Raw genomic sequence first — 15,896 nt, 5'->3', positions numbered from 1 at the left:
AAAAAACCACCTAAGTCTGTGAAATGACTTAAGGTGGCTTTTTGATTGACATTACTGCCGAGGAAACGGTGCTTGCTGCTGTGGATCCTGAGGCTGATCAAAGTTCTTAAGTGAAACCAGATAAATGATACCAGCGATGATAATGCACAGATCAGCAAAAAATCCCAAAATAAACCCTGCCGGAAATGCCACAATGAACAAAATATGAGCTGCTAGGGGGACATTTTTATTTGCTTTAAATTTAACCGTAGCAATAATTCCCATCACTAGAGCGGCAATTCGAATGATATAAGTGGGGAAAGAAAGAAATACTACCCCACTTTTTGCCAACTGTTCTGCATCATTTCCGTTCATTAAGATATAGACAGTTAGAATCCCCGTACAAATACAGGCAATAACTCCCCCAATCACCCCCAGCAAACCATTAGCCTTAGCCAAGGTGCGTAGACCATTTGTGGATGTATTCATATTAAAACTCCTTAAAATTTTATTATAGCTAGTTTAGCAAATTTATTAGTCAAAATCAATGTAAAGTTAAGGTATAATAAAGATTTTCCCAGTATAGCTGGAGCACTACAGCTAGCTCAAAATAACACGACCAACTTGGTTTGCCCTCTAGATTGTTTATAGAAGAGGTGACAGCAAGCAGTAACAGATTTAGGTTTATAAACCGTTGCTTATCAAGTTAGCTGTGCTGTCAGCTTCAGAATTTTGTGCGTGTCTCTTTCCTTTATCATTTAGAATTAACACCAAGTGATAACCTCTTAAAAAATTAGATAGTAGAGAATGAACACTTCTATTGACCAAACTATCTCAATGTAGTAATATACTTTTTGTAACAATAAAGGTGAGGAAAGAAATGATTAAAGCGATTGAACTCTATTTAGTAACGGATAAAAACGGCTTAGAAGCGGTTGATTTTTATAAGAAGGTATTTGATGCCACGGTTCTTAATCTAACAACCTTTGGCCAAGCAATTCCTGATGTTCCTGATAAAAATAAGGACCTGCTCCTCAATGCCCAGTTAGATATTAATGGCATCCGCTTGCAGATTTCGGATAATAATCCTGAAGCTGATTATGTTTTGGGAAATAATATTTCGGCCTGCCTGCAGCTTGGAGATGAGAAGCAGGCTCGCAAGCTTTATGACCAATTGGCGATAGATGCCCGTGCAATTGAGTTGGAACTGCAAGAGACGCCGTGGAGTCCAGCTTATGGCATTATTGTGGATAAATTTGGTATGATTTGGCAAATCAATACAGATATTGAAGGTTTTGTGTCGGATAACGTTAACTTTTAGGACAATGAAGAGGGTGATTGGGGACGATCCGATTTTCCTTATGCTATAATGGAGGTAGAAAATGTTAAACAAAGAAGTAGAGATTATGCTCTACGTGGATGATGTTGCAGCAGAAAAAGAATTTTGGCAGGCTATCGGGTGTAAGATTGTCAGCCAATCAAGAATTCAAGGTTTCGAAACCTTTAGTATGCGGCCGACGATGGACAGTGCAGCGTTATTTACGATTTATGATAAAGAGTATATTCGTCAAGTATCGCCAGAGCTTGTAGATAATCAGCCTAGTCTTCTTTTTGAAAGTGAAGAACTTTTGCAGCTACATGCTAAAATATCTGAGTTGACTGAGCAGATCAGTCCGCTTCAGACGGAGCCTTTTCCTAGCTTTAATTTTGCTAGCCCTAGTGGTCATTACTACGCCGTCAAGGGTATCTAAATCCATTTAATAGGGTAGAGATACCCCTTGGATGCTAGAAAGTAACGCTGTTTAAAGGTTTAAAGATCCAGCAGGTGGGCTAAAAGAGGCTGATTTATCAGTATCCTTCTTTTATACTAGGATTGCCTCTAGTATAAAAGAATAAGAAGATCAGACAGCAACCAATATTAAAGCATTGCTCTTCTTATTTTAGGTGAGTAGCATGCAAAAAGGGGGTCGCCACTAAACAGCCTTTTTCTGGTAATGATATTATGGATTGAGATTACTTAAGAAGCAGAGACAGCAGCCACCTAAAAATATGCTCACTCTGGGATATAAATATTTTTCGTCCAAAGAGCGTGCGGATTCTCTTCAAGTTTATTCATTGAGCCAATATGGAGCTCAATCTTCCCCAGTCCTATTTCTCCTACTTCCAAAATCTCTTCGAATCTTGGAAGTCCTTCATTTTCTTATGAAAGCGAGTTGGTTATATGGTTATTAGACGTGCTAAGATAAATGATATTCCGGCCTTAGAAAAGCTATTAGAAGAAATTCTGCTTGTACATCATGCTGTACGCCCAGATTTATTCAGACAAGAGGGGAAAAAGTTTTCCCACCAAGAGTTAGAAGCTTTAATCCCTGATGTTCAAAAGCCGATTTTTGTTTATGAAAATGACCAAGGGCAGATTATAGGTCATCTTTTTATGGTTCTTGAAACTCATGACGGCAGTACCGATCAACCGCGTAAAACGCTTTTTATTGATGATCTTTGTGTCGCAGCAGCAGCGCGTGGTCAGCAGATCGGTCAAGAGCTCTTTGATTTTGCGCGTGCCTATGCCAAGCAGTGTGGATGTTATAATTTGACTCTTCACGTTTGGAACGCTAACGAAGGAGCTTTACGCTTTTATGAAAGACAGGGGTTGAAAGCCCAATACACCTCAATGGAAGAGATTTTATAGCCCTATCTGTATGATCTAAGGCCCCCTCTTACTAGTATGGTAAAAAGTGAAAAAGTTTTGTAAATAGCTTACAAAACTTTTTTGTTTATGCTAGACTGGTAGAGGGTCAATAACCGAGAAAAGCTGATACTCTTTAACATCAACATCATGTTTTACTTACAAAGCCAGCTTCGTTGACCTTTTAGGGTTTGGCGTAGAAAATCAAACATCAGTGGATTTTCTTAGGGCTGTTGCGACACGAGTCATAGAAGTTAACTACACTTGAGCAGGTAACCAGCAACTAGTAAGGTAGCTAAGCGACCTCGCAATGACAACCTAGCCACCACCCTTAATTAATGAGACATCAGGGACTGTTTTCTAATTTCTAGACAGCGGCTTTAAACAGTCTCTTTCCAGAGCATTTTAGATTATTAAGATGTCACGTCGAGTAGGAACATTAAAGGAGTTAGGCTTTTAAATATAACTATTAGAAGTGGAGTGTAGGATGCCCCGTAATTTTAAAGAAGCAGTATTATTTACTTGTCTTATGTGTGGATTAATGGTCTGCGGTATGAGTCTGTGGAATTTATTCGTTCTTGATTTGGTAGGTGTTGCAAAATTTTCTTGGCACCATTTTCTAACTGGCTTTTTACCAGGATTTGCTGTTGCTTTTCTTTTAGATATGCTGATTGTAGGCCCCCTAGCAAAAGGAATTGCCTTTCGTATTTTGCACCATCTTAGGGCACATGATAAGCGCTGGGCTAAGATTTTAGCCATTTCTGGAACTATGTGTCTCTTTATGGTGACTTGTATGTCAATCTATGGTCTGCTCTATAATGGTCGTCCGCTTACTTTTTCGGCTTATTGTCAAGCGTGGCTGACTAATCTTATTTTTGCCCTGCCCCTGAATTTTCTGGTAGCAGGACCCATCTCTCGCTTTATCCTAGGTCACATACAAAAGCCTTTGCCAGGTGAAGAAACTGTTGAAGACTTTGATGATGATGATGAGTTACCAACTATTATCTAAAAGATTTCGCAGATAAGGCAATTGAATATAATGGCATAAAACAAGTATAAAAAACTTAAAGCAGGAAGCAGGAGTGACAGTAGAAAATCATTTATTCATCATTTTGATTTTCTTGGTTATTTCTGTTTTTTAGTGAGACAAATTTTACCGTCTTCCCTATTTAACAGTTACTGAGGTTCCTTTACACCTAGTATTATGGTAAAATATTGGTATATTACTAAATCACTATTGGAAAGGACAATTTTTGTCCATGTCAATGCTAACTGCTGATTTATTGCAGCCTTTGATGTTAAAGCTCATCATCTGTTCATCGTTTTGGTCTCTGTTTACCTATGTGACAGGTATTAAGCCGCGTTTTTATAAAGTGGGACTGTTGATTGGTCTACATATAGTACTGTCTTTATTCCTCAGCCCTGTGATTGGTGAAGTGACAGTTGGTGCGCTTTTTTATCTGGGAATTCTTTCTTACAAAATATCGGATCGGCCGCTGGTGGAAAATCTTTTCTTTGCTCTCTACCCTCCAGTTTTTTACGCTATTCTATGGAATTTTTTAGCCAGAGTGGTCTTCCCTTTTGTATTTAACCAGTCTGTTCATTACCTTACTACTAATTTTGTTTGGGCAATGTTGGTGCTAATTGCTACTAACCTCTTTGAACGCTTTTTAAGGGAATTCTATCAGATTGATTATCTAGCCTTGCGTGAGAGTATTTGGTTAGATAGCAGTACCAAACGCAATTTCTGGGTAACGCTGTTTGAGATGACTAGCTATTATCTTATTTTGCATATTCTGCTTTTGTTGGGAAAACTGCAAGTTGAGCGTGTGTTAGGTATTTCCCTTTCGGCCTTATATATTATTGTGACCGTTTTTTATCTGGGGATCTTGATGAAGGTCCTCATTTTAACGGATTATTATTCACGAGAATATCTGAAAGATCTGCGTGAACAGGAGCAAAAGCATTATCTGGAAAATTTGGAAAGCTACAGTCAACAAATCGAAAATCTCTATCAGTCAGTGCGCTCGTTTAGACATGACTACAACAATATTTTGCTTAGCTTACGTGGCAGCATTGATAGTGGTGATGTAGCACTAGTGACTGAAGTATTTGATGAAATTTTTCAGGACAATGTTGCTGGTTTAGAATCCAGAGATCGTCAGGCTAAGCTGCTCAATGTTACAGTCCCTGAGGTCAAATCTTTTCTTTACATTAAAATGAGTGAATTTGAACGTCAGAAAAGAAAATTGGTTCTGAATATTCCTGATATTATTGTTGATTGTGGGGTGCACAGCAGTGCAGGTTTAGCTATTTTTAGCGAAATGTTTGACCGAGTGACTCCTTGGTTTGACAGTAATCCTAATGCTGTACTGACAGTCCGTATCGTTGAAAGTCAAGGGGTGCAGCACTTTAGCTTAGAATTTACTCCTTATAAGCAGACAGAAGTGGAACAGTTGGGAGAGCTGTCCCACAATAGCCAAAAAATGCTCAACCACTACCGAGAATTAAGCCTGACCCAAGGAGTTCACGATCAAACCTTCTTCCAGGAATTACATATTAGAAGAGAGAGAGAAGAATGATTTATATATGCTATTTCCTTTATTCTTGGACCCTATTTTGGTCGGGGTGGTATGTCTTTAACTGGGTCAGCAAGCTCAGCCTTCCGTTAAAGAAACTTTTACCAGTCTCGCTAGTATCTGCTTTAATTATTACGCTTAATTTAGGGAGCGGCACTATTGTAGATGTTACCCATCTACTCTTAATTGAATTTATCTTTTTCAAATATCAGTCCAAACGTAAACTCCTTTTTTATGCGTTTTATACAACCATGGTGATGGAGTTTTTACTGGGGATTTCTTACTTCCTAATCTTCCAGACAGATCCTAATCAGATTGATCTTCAAAGTCAGCCTTTTTATCTCCTAATTATCGCTAACTTGCTCACTATTGCAGAGTATTGGATAGTTCATAAAACTTTTAATATGGACTTTAAATTGATTACAGAGTCGGATAATAAACGAGTAAATCGTTTTTTAGTTCGAGTTACCATAGCCTTGTTTGCCTCTTATATACTCCTGCACATTGTTTATTTGCTCAGCCATCTTCACAATCCTGCTATTGAGTGGATTTCGACTAATCGCAATAAGGTCATTCTCGTCGGAGTTGTTGCATTTTGCTGGTATCTTTTTGGTTTCGCACGTTGGGCTCGTAGTAACCTCAGACAAGACATCGAGCGTGATAGAGAACTCCATATCGCCAACTTGGAAAGCTACAATCGTCGAATAGAATCGCTCTATGATGAACTTAATACTTTTAAACGCAGTTACCAACGGGCTCTGGAGAAGTTAGCCAAGAGTATTGCCAGTCAGGATATGGTTAAAATCAAGAAGACCTATGATGAGATTCTAGGAGATGCTGCTCAAAATTCTAGTTTGGCTAAAAAGGTCGATGTTGGTAAATTAGCTTCTATTCATATTTCTCCTATTAAAAGTATGCTATCGTCTAAAATGATTTTAGCACAAGAGGCTGGCTTGGATGTTACTATTGAAGCACCTGATGAGATTGAGACGATCCCAATGAAAGTCATTGACTTAGTAACTATTATTGGAATTTTATGCGATAATGCCATTGAAGCCGCTCAAGAGTCGACCGATAAAACCTTAAGCATCGCTTATTTCAAAGTGGACAACCAGCAGTTTTTTGTTGTAGAAAATGCGACTAAGGAGGAACAGGTACCAATCAGCCATATTTTTGATAATGGCTATTCTTCTAAAGGTCCTGATCGTGGTATTGGATTGGCTAATGTCGAACGTATTATTTCTGAGTACGAAAACGTCAGTCTCGCCACCATGTCTAATGACTATCTTTTTCGCCAGACCTTATCAATGAACGACCGGCGGCACTCGCTGTGAATTAAGCCATAAGTAAAGCTCCCTGAGGTTTTTCTCAAGGAGCTTTTGCAGTTACTGAATTTTGCTTAAAACCAACAAAATGCTTAAGAGCAAAAAGCAAGTAGCCGATAAGGATATAGAATAAGGAAATGCTGATAATATAAGCCGCAACGGTCATCCATCCATACTGATAAACATCCAAAAAGAAGTAAGGAAATGGGCTGCTGCTTGCCCCTGGAATGGACCACTTAATAAGGAAACCATTGGCGAGAGCCCATAGGCAATAGGTAAGGGGAAGTATTGTCCATAGCAAAGGGTCATAGCGGCGATAACTTCCTCGGCGATCAAAGACAATTGTGTCGAGGATCATACCCAGTGGAGCGATATAGTGGACTAAAAAGTTGCGAATATTCCAGAAATCATCAGCACTAGTTTTAGGAGCTAATAAAAAATGGTAGACCAGAAATGTTAGCGCAATTGCTAAAGTCACGCCCCCTTTGAGCCGAAGAAGCTTACGATTATCGTTGAGGCTGCCGTATTTATACTCATAGTAGATAGAGTAGAAAAAGCAGGTAAAAACCAGAATATTGGACAGAACAGTGTAATAGAGCAACATTCCTGCGCCATCTTTAGCAATCTGCAAACTAACACCAATGAATCCGCAGAAACCCAAAAAGCTACGATAGATCTGTGTAACAGACAATAGTTATCTCTCCCATTAATTTAATCAGCTACTATCCTACCATAAAAGGTTGATTTTGAGTAGGACTTTATCCTTTATTTTAAGCCCTTGAATAGAATTATGCTATTAGGAAGTATAACTTTGTTAAAAATATTTCTATAATGTTACATATTTTGTTGATTTTGTAATATTCTTGTGATAAAATAATAGCAGAAAATGGGAATGGACAAAAAATCTCATAGGGTATAGCTGCTCCGGAGCATAACCTACTTTAAAATTCGAGTGTTGGTCAGATTTCTGTTTTCTAATCGGATTTTTAACATCCTGTATCTTAATAAAGGAGATCACTATCATGAAAGTGAAGAAAATTATTTACGGTTCATTAGCTGTTTTGGCTCTGTTTTCAGCAGCTTATACTGGCTATGCCACTTGGTCCGGCTCTTTTGCATATGCGGAGGAAACACAGGCACAAAATCCTAACATTCAGCCTTTCCCATCTGGTTTAGTGGGAACATGGCAGAATCAGATGACGGATGCAAATGGGCAGACCTTAACCACCACCATTACTGTTAATGAAGATGGTAGCTTTACTACGGATTTTGTGTCTGCTGATGGTCAAAAAACCACCAAGAGCGGTAATATTAACAATGTTGAACAAAATGGTGTTGCAAGCTATAAATTTATTGACGGCAGCAATACGATGTATTTCGGTTTCAATGATAGTGATTATGCAGGTGTGTCTGATCAATCTACTGTCGGTTTTGTCTTAGAAAGTGGGATTCTTTATCCTCAAATTTGGCAATCTGGAAACGAAACCGCACTCAGTTATGACCGCCCTTTTAGTAAAGTGAACGCCAAACAAAATCAAGACAAAGAAACTGAAGAAGAAATGGCGTTTCCACCTGAACTGGTTGGTACATGGTCCGGCACTTATCAAGGAGACACAACTTTTACGATGACTACTGAGATTACTAAGGATGGCCATGTCACTAAAACTAAGGAATATGCTGATGGCACGGTGGATAAAACAGAGTTCACTATCAATAAGGTGAAAAAGGTTGGTGATGGATTATATGTGCTTGTGGATGCAACGGGTTACTTCTCTGAAATTTCTGATTTATCAAGCCTAGGTGGCAAGGTGGAAACTGGTTTCCTTCTCAAAGATAGCGTCTTCCAACCTGCTTTCTGGCGCGTTCCAAGTGAAAATGCTGCTATTGACTACAGCAGCCCCACTTTAGGCGGTCAATATACCAAGGTAGATGCTAATAAAAAGCAGAATAATTCTTCGTCGACCTCTTCAAATTCTAGCAGCTCCTCCACAGCCACTCAATCTCAAACGTCTGCTGCTACTGATAAGAAGGAAGATAAGCAAGATAAGAAAAATGGCAATTTGCCATCAACAGGTGAAGCCGTATCGATTTTAGGAATCCTAGGAGTGGCTCTTCTGGCTTTAGCAGGCTACTTGATGCTTAAAAAGAAAAAATAATTGTTCTTAACATAAACAGCTGAAGTGCGCATCAATTAATGGCACTTTGGCTGTTTTTCTTTTAAAAATTTATTCTCAAAGAAAATCAAATCAGACTGAGCGAAGAGCTAGAACGGCCGACATAAGAATGAGATTCTCTGAATCGGGCAAGGAGAAGCAGTGGATGAAAAGAGTGAATAATAAATGAATTGACTTGGAGTTAACTCTAAGGTTTATAATATGAGAGAGAGTTTTAGCTACAGATAAGCTCTTTTCAGGGACTATGGATCTTCAATTTTAAGATATGACTAGGAGTGAGATATGAATATCAAAAAAGTTAGTGAAATGACAGGAGCTAGTGCTGATACTATTCGCTATTACGAACGTATAGGACTTTTACCGCCGATTCGGCGAAATCAGTCAGGAATGAGAGATTTCTCAGATAAGGATATAGGTATTTTAAAGTTTGTTCTCTATTTTAAGAAGGCAGGTCTGAGTGTCGAGGCATTAATTGATTATATTGGCCTGTTACAGGCGGGCGATAATAACATCGAGGCACGCTTAGCCATCCTACTTGAACAGCGTGAGGAGCTACAAAAGCGACTGGACGGCTTGCATCAAGCTATGGACAGACTTAATTACAAAATCGAGAACTACGAGAGTAAGATTGTTCCCAGAGAGCAGGAGCTATTTGATAGAAAGGCATAAGGTCATATCAAAGTGGTATAAAGAGTCAAGTCGCAGGGCTTGGCTTTTATTAGGTACGATGGGCATGTCGTACATCTGAGGTTAAAGTCTTCTGAGGGCACCCGCTACCGGTGAACCCAATAGCGACTCCCAAGCCTGACTATCGTGAGGTAGCGGGGAGAGGAAAAGATAGCGGATAAAGTATCGGATGGGGCGACCATTATCAATTTGTGGCACAAAAGTCAGTACTAAGTAGCGCTATATCAAAACTAATCCTCGCTAAACGTGGACTGGTTTCGTGCTTAGATTATTACTTAGAACGACATGCGTTAAAAGTTAATTGAACCGCCGTGTGCCGAACGGCACGCACGGTGGTGTGAGAGGGGCTAGAAATTAGTCTTTACTCGATTGGGAACTTACATAAGTGTTTTTCAATAACAGTTAATGGCTGTTCCGATATGATTATTGGATTTTCTTTTTTCCCAAAAACTCTCAGTGAAAATTTTCATGTGTGTGTCGTGGATACAGAGGGATTTTCTCTTGACAACAGCCTATACAAGATGTTAGAATAATTACCGTAGTCAGCCGATTTAGCTCAGTAGGTAGAGCAACGCACTCGTAACGCGTAGGTCGTAGGTTCAATTCCTGCAATCGGCATTATAAAAAGATTGTTGGAAACGTTGGTATGTCAGCGTTTCTTTTTATATTGTCCAACAGTTATGCGGCGGCTGTTTACTTTTGGACAATGGAAACGATTAGTTAGCTGAGAATAATTACTTATCCAAGACTAAAATGGACTTATCTAATTTGTTGGCTACTGAATTCTGATAAGTTTTCATGCAAAGACAATTGTCTTCCAGATCTTTCTCATATCGTAGTAATCTACCACTATGTATTAATTACTGGGTTATTGTTGATTCATGTCATGACTGGTTCATATTTTGTCGCGAATGGTAAAAAATCCGTATTTTAGAAAAAAATTACCATTCAGGGTGAAAAAACGACCGTTCACGACATAGACGTGCACTGATGAAAAAATAAGTTATACTAATAGCGTTGGATGGCCTAAAAGAGACAGATGGTAATTTTGTCTTCTGGTCTTGATGTTGCCATCTTACATAGGTTTATCTGGACTGTTCGCTACTTTAGGTCTGGATAGATCTCTACTCCCGTTGGCAAGAGGAGGACGGATCCTCCTTTTGCTTTTGAAACGTATGGAAAGGATGTAGACAGTGTTTGAGCGCAAGTGGTTCTATTTATTATTAGTACTCACGGTAACAACAGTTGTCATAGTGGTAACAGCAACTTGGATGAATAGTCCGGTATATAAGTTGGTCATACTCAGCGTGATGAACCTGATTTATCAAGGAATCATTTTTGTTATGACTCTTCCTAAAGATGGTAAGCCCCTAGTTAGTAACTTTAGAGAGGTGCTTGCTAATTTTAAAACCTATGTCCTATCAAAGCTGGGGCTTGTCCACTTGGTGCTGTTTATGGTGGTCATTCCTTTATCTATTTATCAGTCGAATCCAGCGGCTTCTTTTTGGGTTACCTTGATGGTAGCTAATTATGGTGTTTTCTTTATTTCTAGTTTTAACTGTGGCCCCCACAGTAAGAAAGTTAATTAGGATTATATTATTTCAAGTGGTTAAACATTTAGTTCACGAAGTAAAAATAATAATGGTATTAATGGAGATAAGTGATGAAAGCGAGTTATAAGGGAAGATTAGTGGAAGTTTGGCGTATTAGCCAGCTAAGGCCCTATCCAGCCTGGGTAGCAGAAGCCTTTAAAAAACACCGTTTAACTTGGTGTGGCAGTAAAAGTATCAAGGTACTGATTCCGGCTTTAGACCCTAACTGGGCTAGTGATAGTCATTACTATGGTTATGGGATGTATGAAACGGCCCAAATTGGTGATGTAATTGACTATACTAATGGGCGTATCATTTCAGGTAAGTTCTTTGACGAAAACTATCGCACCATCGGTGATTGGTAACTCCGCGTGATGTACAGTTTTGTCGGTAATTTCATCGGCAATATCAAATGCGAATTCGGAAAGGGGAAAAGATTTGTCTGCTGTTTGTTTTTGGATTTTATATTTAGGTTCTGGTTGTACTTATGTGTATCTCTATTATGATATCTATATCACACGCCATTACCATGGTCTAAATCCCTATATTTTATTTTTAACGTGTTATTTTGCTATTGAAACCCTTCGAGGGAGTTGGGATATTTTATCCTTACTTACCATTGTTTTATTCTTAGCCTTATATAAAGAGACAAATAAGGATTGACAGTAAGTATAAGTAAAGTTGGTATTTTCTGAAAATTACTTAATTATTCTTATTTTTTACCGTTCACGACAAAATAAGAACCATTCACGATATGGACATGTACAATAGCTAAAATAAAGTATACTTAGGATGCTGGCTGTGCTGCTTAACTTACGAAATAGAACAGGAGACGATCAAATGAAACGGAAGAAGCTGCAAAATAAACTGGGGCGAAGTAAGCTGCAGTTTACAAAGTTAACACCACTCTACATTGTTTTATTGGTGATAGTGACCATGCTTTGTTCTTACGAACTAGGCAGTGCTCTGGGGAGAGCCGTGTACTATTTGATTCACTGAGTCGTCTTCTTGGTAGTCAAGTTAGCAGTCAGTCGGTTTTTTATGGTATAAGTGGAATGCTGTTTGTCCTTAGGAGATAAAGAAGAATAGTTAACGAAATCTCGCTGACAATAATTTATGACAGGAACCAATTGTTGTATGAGTCTGGTCGAAAGCCAGTTAGGTAACTGACAATCTTCATTCCATATTGACCTACTTTTTCTATTTATGACTGTCTTGTTCGCTTGTGGACCTTAGTAAGTGAATGACTTGTCTTGCAATTTGCTTATATTCTGTTACAATAGTACAAAAATATATAATATATATTTGGAGGATATTTTATGATTTCTATTGAAAAACTTGAGAATACTGTTAAGTCTTTGAATATGACAGTACTCATTTTAGAGTGTCTGCATATTTTAGGTGGTGTACTTTCGGTTGTTGGTTATTATATAAATATGGCTAATTTAAAAAATGGGGTCTATGAAAAACAAGGGTTTACATCTGAGCAGATAGAAACTATACGCCAAGGAACAACTCCTTGGGTGTTAGTCAGTGGCATTATCTTCTTTATTGTTGGTATTGCTATCTTGGTATTGGCGATTAGAAACCACAAGGCCATCAAGGCGCAGGAATACGTTAGCTATCTGCCCTACTATCTAGGTTTTGGTCTTCTGGTGATCTATCTTGTCAATTTTGCTATAAGTGGATTTAAGATTTGGGGACTGATTTTTCCAATTATTTATGCTGTTCTCTATATCGCAACGTATCTGCAAGCTAGAAAGTTAAACGCCAATGGTTAAGGGGAAGATTGAAGCGAAAATCTAATTAACTTTATTGCCCCTGTGTACTAGCTTTTATGTAAACGTCATTCATTTTATTGTCGATTTTAAAAAAACCTTTGATTTTTGTATTGTGTCAGTGCGTGAGTGAGGTTGAGACAAAATGTCTCAGCCTTATTTATTTGCTCAATTTTATTTGCTAGGCGCAGTGGTTGGGAGAAAAACTGGTTGGCTCTGCCAAGAAGTCTTTCCCCTGCACAGTTAGTTCATTAGGTGCTTTAGCACCAATGAACCACTGCTGGCTGGATATCCTTATCTTGGGACGCTTCCCTATCCTTAGGTACCCCCTTAAACAGTCCACTGGACTGTTTAACTTAGCGGCCAACCTACTCAAATGTGTGGAGGTGGGACAACAAAATCAAAATCGTGATTTTATCATGATTTACCGATTGAGTCCCACTCTCACTCACGGCTTTTTTATTCAGCTTTTTGGGTTAGGGAAGTATATGGTATAATTGGTATATAGAGGGATTGCTTGCAAATTAACACAATATATTTGTGATTAGAGAAGGGAGTTGCTTATGGTTTTTAATAATGATCGGCTGCTGAATCAGATTAGAAATACAGCCAATATGATTGATAAGGCTTTTCACCTTGAGCCTTCTTTTATTGATTTAGGAACGACTGAGGACGAAGAGGGTCACCAAATCAAGGGGAATGTGTATTTGGATGATCTGGTCAATGCAGAAAAATTTGAAGACGCTGCCCAATTTATTCATGGCCAAATGAAGACACTGAATAATTACCATTACAATCTTTTGGTTGATCGTTTTATCCACTATCTGCAGGATTTGGATCAAGCAACTAAGGAAAAGAACATTCTGGATGACAGTCATATTGCAGCAATGAGAGCAGAACTTAAGGATTTTGAGTGGTAGTCGACTGTTTAATAGGTTGCTTTTGAAGGTTGAGACTAGGTCAATTATGTCTCAGCCTTTTAGCTTATCTGAACGGATATTAATTCACTTTTGGGAAAAGATGGAATTGGATTTAGGTGGAAGATAGATTACTTGGACTTTTTTAAATCGTATTATAGTATCAGTTTTAAGTAGGATGTGATAGGAAAAGTTTAGTTGACAGGCTTATAATCTACCGTAGGATTGTATGCCATGACCCCGGCTTTAAAGTCTAAGTTTTGGAGCAGGTCTTAGTCACTTTATGAATTAGGTGGTTTTGGTGGGTGATGGCAGGACGTTATAGCTGTTTATCTAAACAGATGACCAATCTTGTAAACTGCATCCTCGAATGGTTTACTGAGTTCTTTGAATGGTTTTGGGACTTTGTCCATTGTCCCTGATCTGTCCCATAATCATAAGCTTGTGCAAATAACTGCAAGTTTCTGATCTAGCTTAATACAAGGAGATGAATATGGTTAAACATTTATATATTATGCGACATGGTGAAACACTCTTTAATGTGCAAAAACGTGTGCAAGGCTGGTGTGATTCCCCCTTAACACAAAAAGGTGTTGAGCAAGCCGAGCAGGCGCGTGTCTGGTTTAAAAAAGAAGGGATCCAACGCCAGGCCGTCTATGCTTCAACTCAGGAAAGAGCCTTTGATACGGCTCATATTATTGCAGAACATGATAATATTAAGACTATTAAAGGGCTTAAGGAGATGAATTTTGGACAATTTGAAGCCCAGCCCGAGCAGCTCCTGCCTAAATTTAGGCAGGGTGCACACTCTTTTGAAGATCTATTAGTACCTTATGGAGGCGAAGATATAGCCCAAGTTGGGCAACGCGTTCAGAGGGCAGTCTTGGATGTAGCTGCATCAGAAGAGGCTGATAGCATTATTATGGTTAGCCATGGGGCTGCCCTGTGGGGCATGATTTTGCAGTTAAACATTTCCTTTCCCAAAGGCACTCGCTTTGGTAACTGTGCTATCTGTGACTTCACCTATGACAAGGACCGATTAGCGTTGAACCGCGTTGTTGATCCTATTACGGAGACAGAGGTGGTTGTATGAAGATATTATATCTGATGAGACACGGACAGACTCGTTTTAATGTGCAAAAACGGATTCAAGGGGCATCAGACTCGCCTCTGACTGACTTGGGCATTGAGCAGGCTCGAGCAGCCAAGCAGTATTTTGAAGATAATGGGATTCGTTTTGATGCTGTCTATGCCTCAACCCAGGAGCGTGCCTGTGATACAGCAGAGATTGTATCTGGAAGGACCGATATCATCAGGCTCAAGGGATTGAAGGAAATGGATTTTGGCGTTATGGAAGCCCAGCCCGAGTACCTAAATCCTCCCCTTCACCGCGATGGAACAGGTTATCGTGATGCTTTTGTTCATTACGGCGGTGAAGATAGCATGGCGGTTCGAGCGCGCTTGGTTAAGACGCTTACAGAATTGATGATGTCATTACCAGATGATACAACTGTTTTGGCAGTCAGCCACGGTGCAGCTATCGCCCAGTTTTTCCGAGGAGCCTTAGAAAATGCGCCTGAGATTCGTGGTATGGGAAATTGTGCTATCCTAAAGTTCACTTATGATGATAAGAATAGTTTTGATATGGCGTATATCTACAACCCAGTACAGGAGACTTTCCTTTATCGAAAATAGCTTTAAGGAAGGCTATTTTGATAATCTAACCCTTGAGAAGATGCTTAATACCTTTGAAATTAGACAGAGATACTTAAATACAGGATTGTGTTTTTCATTATTTTTAATAAGGTTTGTGCTTTATTATTAAATCTATGGAGCTGTTTCATCCATGTGAGACAGTTTCTTTAGTGTTTAAATTGGAACAATTCAATTAGGTTTGTCTTGACAGTTTCTCAGTAAGTCCATCTAGTCTCTGATTGTCTCTTATCAAGACAGGAAAAGATAACCAAAACAAAGGGATCTGCATTTTATTTAAAAAATCTTGTCATTAAGAGGGAGAAATGAATAACCCTATTGTGCGCGATACGTTTTTTATCACCCAATTTGTAAAATTAAGCTAGACAGAAAAAAGCCATTTATGATAGGCTCAGATAAACACCACATTTGTCTGAGAGGAACTACCATAAATGACCTACACCCATCTTACCACAAACGAACTTGT

At 38.9% G+C, this 15,896-nt stretch carries 17 protein-coding genes, 1 tRNA gene and 1 pseudogene; 17 read left to right on the top strand and 2 right to left on the bottom strand.

Going from position 1 to position 15,896, the window contains the following annotated elements:
• Positions 1-51: 51 nt before the first annotated feature.
• Positions 52-468: a hypothetical protein gene (locus tag AC4HAL_RS03410; protein ID WP_491092989.1), complete on the bottom strand. Its 417-nt coding sequence runs from the start codon at positions 466-468 to the stop codon at positions 52-54.
• 391 nt (positions 469-859) lie between these two features.
• Here AC4HAL_RS03410 and AC4HAL_RS03405 point away from each other — a divergent pair, with 391 nt between their 5' ends.
• The 6 genes from AC4HAL_RS03405 to AC4HAL_RS03380 all read left to right on the top strand — a co-directional run bounded on the left by AC4HAL_RS03405 (position 860) and on the right by AC4HAL_RS03380 (position 6,578).
• Positions 860-1,300 (top strand): VOC family protein, encoded by a 441-nt coding sequence (locus AC4HAL_RS03405; protein ID WP_491092988.1) that lies wholly within the window; start codon positions 860-862, stop codon positions 1,298-1,300.
• 61 nt (positions 1,301-1,361) lie between these two features.
• Complete coding sequence (locus AC4HAL_RS03400) at positions 1,362-1,730, top strand: VOC family protein (protein WP_447451222.1); 369 nt, start codon at positions 1,362-1,364, stop codon at positions 1,728-1,730.
• A 470-nt stretch (positions 1,731-2,200) separates the two neighbouring features.
• The gene (locus AC4HAL_RS03395) at positions 2,201-2,668 is read left to right on the top strand and encodes a GNAT family N-acetyltransferase (RefSeq protein WP_491092987.1); all 468 of its coding nucleotides are present in this window, start codon (positions 2,201-2,203) and stop codon (positions 2,666-2,668) included.
• A gap of 484 nt (positions 2,669-3,152) precedes the next feature.
• Positions 3,153-3,674, top strand: coding sequence for a DUF2798 domain-containing protein (locus AC4HAL_RS03390; protein ID WP_491092986.1), 522 nt, complete (start codon positions 3,153-3,155; stop codon positions 3,672-3,674).
• A 244-nt stretch (positions 3,675-3,918) separates the two neighbouring features.
• A complete protein-coding gene (locus AC4HAL_RS03385) occupies positions 3,919-5,247 on the top strand; it encodes a hypothetical protein (protein ID WP_491092985.1) in 1,329 nt (442 codons plus the stop codon).
• Positions 5,244-6,578: a GHKL domain-containing protein gene (locus tag AC4HAL_RS03380; protein WP_491092984.1), complete on the top strand. Its 1,335-nt coding sequence runs from the start codon at positions 5,244-5,246 to the stop codon at positions 6,576-6,578. Before AC4HAL_RS03385 ends, AC4HAL_RS03380 begins: the two co-directional genes overlap by 4 nt.
• Positions 6,579-6,612: 34 nt before the next feature.
• Here AC4HAL_RS03380 and AC4HAL_RS03375 read toward each other — a convergent pair whose 3' ends face one another.
• Positions 6,613-7,260, bottom strand: a complete 648-nt coding sequence (locus tag AC4HAL_RS03375) for a Pr6Pr family membrane protein (protein WP_491092983.1) — start codon at positions 7,258-7,260, stop codon at positions 6,613-6,615.
• A 331-nt stretch (positions 7,261-7,591) separates the two neighbouring features.
• On the opposite strand from AC4HAL_RS03375, the gene AC4HAL_RS03370 reads away from it, so the two are divergent.
• The 11 genes and pseudogenes from AC4HAL_RS03370 (at position 7,592) to AC4HAL_RS03320 (ending at position 15,412) form a co-directional block, all read left to right on the top strand.
• On the top strand, positions 7,592-8,725 hold the full coding sequence (locus AC4HAL_RS03370; protein ID WP_491092982.1) for an LPXTG cell wall anchor domain-containing protein: 1,134 nt from the start codon (positions 7,592-7,594) through the stop codon (positions 8,723-8,725).
• Positions 8,726-9,025: 300 nt separating this feature from the next.
• Complete coding sequence (nmlR, locus tag AC4HAL_RS03365) at positions 9,026-9,412, top strand: stress response transcriptional regulator NmlR (RefSeq protein WP_491092981.1); 387 nt, start codon at positions 9,026-9,028, stop codon at positions 9,410-9,412.
• Between the two features lie 185 nt (positions 9,413-9,597).
• Positions 9,598-9,735 (top strand): annotated as a pseudogene (locus AC4HAL_RS03360) (group II intron reverse transcriptase/maturase); the annotation flags it as partial.
• 240 nt (positions 9,736-9,975) lie between these two features.
• A tRNA-Thr gene (locus AC4HAL_RS03355) sits at positions 9,976-10,048 on the top strand.
• A 575-nt stretch (positions 10,049-10,623) separates the two neighbouring features.
• Positions 10,624-11,019 (top strand): hypothetical protein, encoded by a 396-nt coding sequence (locus AC4HAL_RS03350; protein WP_491092980.1) that lies wholly within the window; start codon positions 10,624-10,626, stop codon positions 11,017-11,019.
• A gap of 74 nt (positions 11,020-11,093) precedes the next feature.
• On the top strand, positions 11,094-11,387 hold the full coding sequence (locus tag AC4HAL_RS03345) for a hypothetical protein (protein WP_491092979.1): 294 nt from the start codon (positions 11,094-11,096) through the stop codon (positions 11,385-11,387).
• 475 nt (positions 11,388-11,862) lie between these two features.
• Positions 11,863-12,021 (top strand): hypothetical protein, encoded by a 159-nt coding sequence (locus AC4HAL_RS03340; protein WP_491092978.1) that lies wholly within the window; start codon positions 11,863-11,865, stop codon positions 12,019-12,021.
• 320 nt (positions 12,022-12,341) lie between these two features.
• Positions 12,342-12,803: a hypothetical protein gene (locus AC4HAL_RS03335; protein WP_491092977.1), complete on the top strand. Its 462-nt coding sequence runs from the start codon at positions 12,342-12,344 to the stop codon at positions 12,801-12,803.
• A gap of 560 nt (positions 12,804-13,363) precedes the next feature.
• Positions 13,364-13,720 (top strand): hypothetical protein, encoded by a 357-nt coding sequence (locus tag AC4HAL_RS03330; RefSeq protein WP_491092976.1) that lies wholly within the window; start codon positions 13,364-13,366, stop codon positions 13,718-13,720.
• Between the two features lie 490 nt (positions 13,721-14,210).
• Positions 14,211-14,810: a histidine phosphatase family protein gene (locus AC4HAL_RS03325; RefSeq protein ID WP_491092975.1), complete on the top strand. Its 600-nt coding sequence runs from the start codon at positions 14,211-14,213 to the stop codon at positions 14,808-14,810.
• Positions 14,807-15,412: a histidine phosphatase family protein gene (locus tag AC4HAL_RS03320; protein ID WP_447451237.1), complete on the top strand. Its 606-nt coding sequence runs from the start codon at positions 14,807-14,809 to the stop codon at positions 15,410-15,412. The genes AC4HAL_RS03325 and AC4HAL_RS03320 overlap by 4 nt, the downstream gene beginning before the upstream one ends.
• Positions 15,413-15,896 lie beyond the last annotated feature (484 nt).

The sequence above is a fragment of the Streptococcus sp. ELY_125 genome (assembly GCF_058314535.1).
The sequence above is the reverse complement of the archived record's forward strand: the minus strand, read 5'-3'. Positions and strand labels throughout refer to the sequence as shown.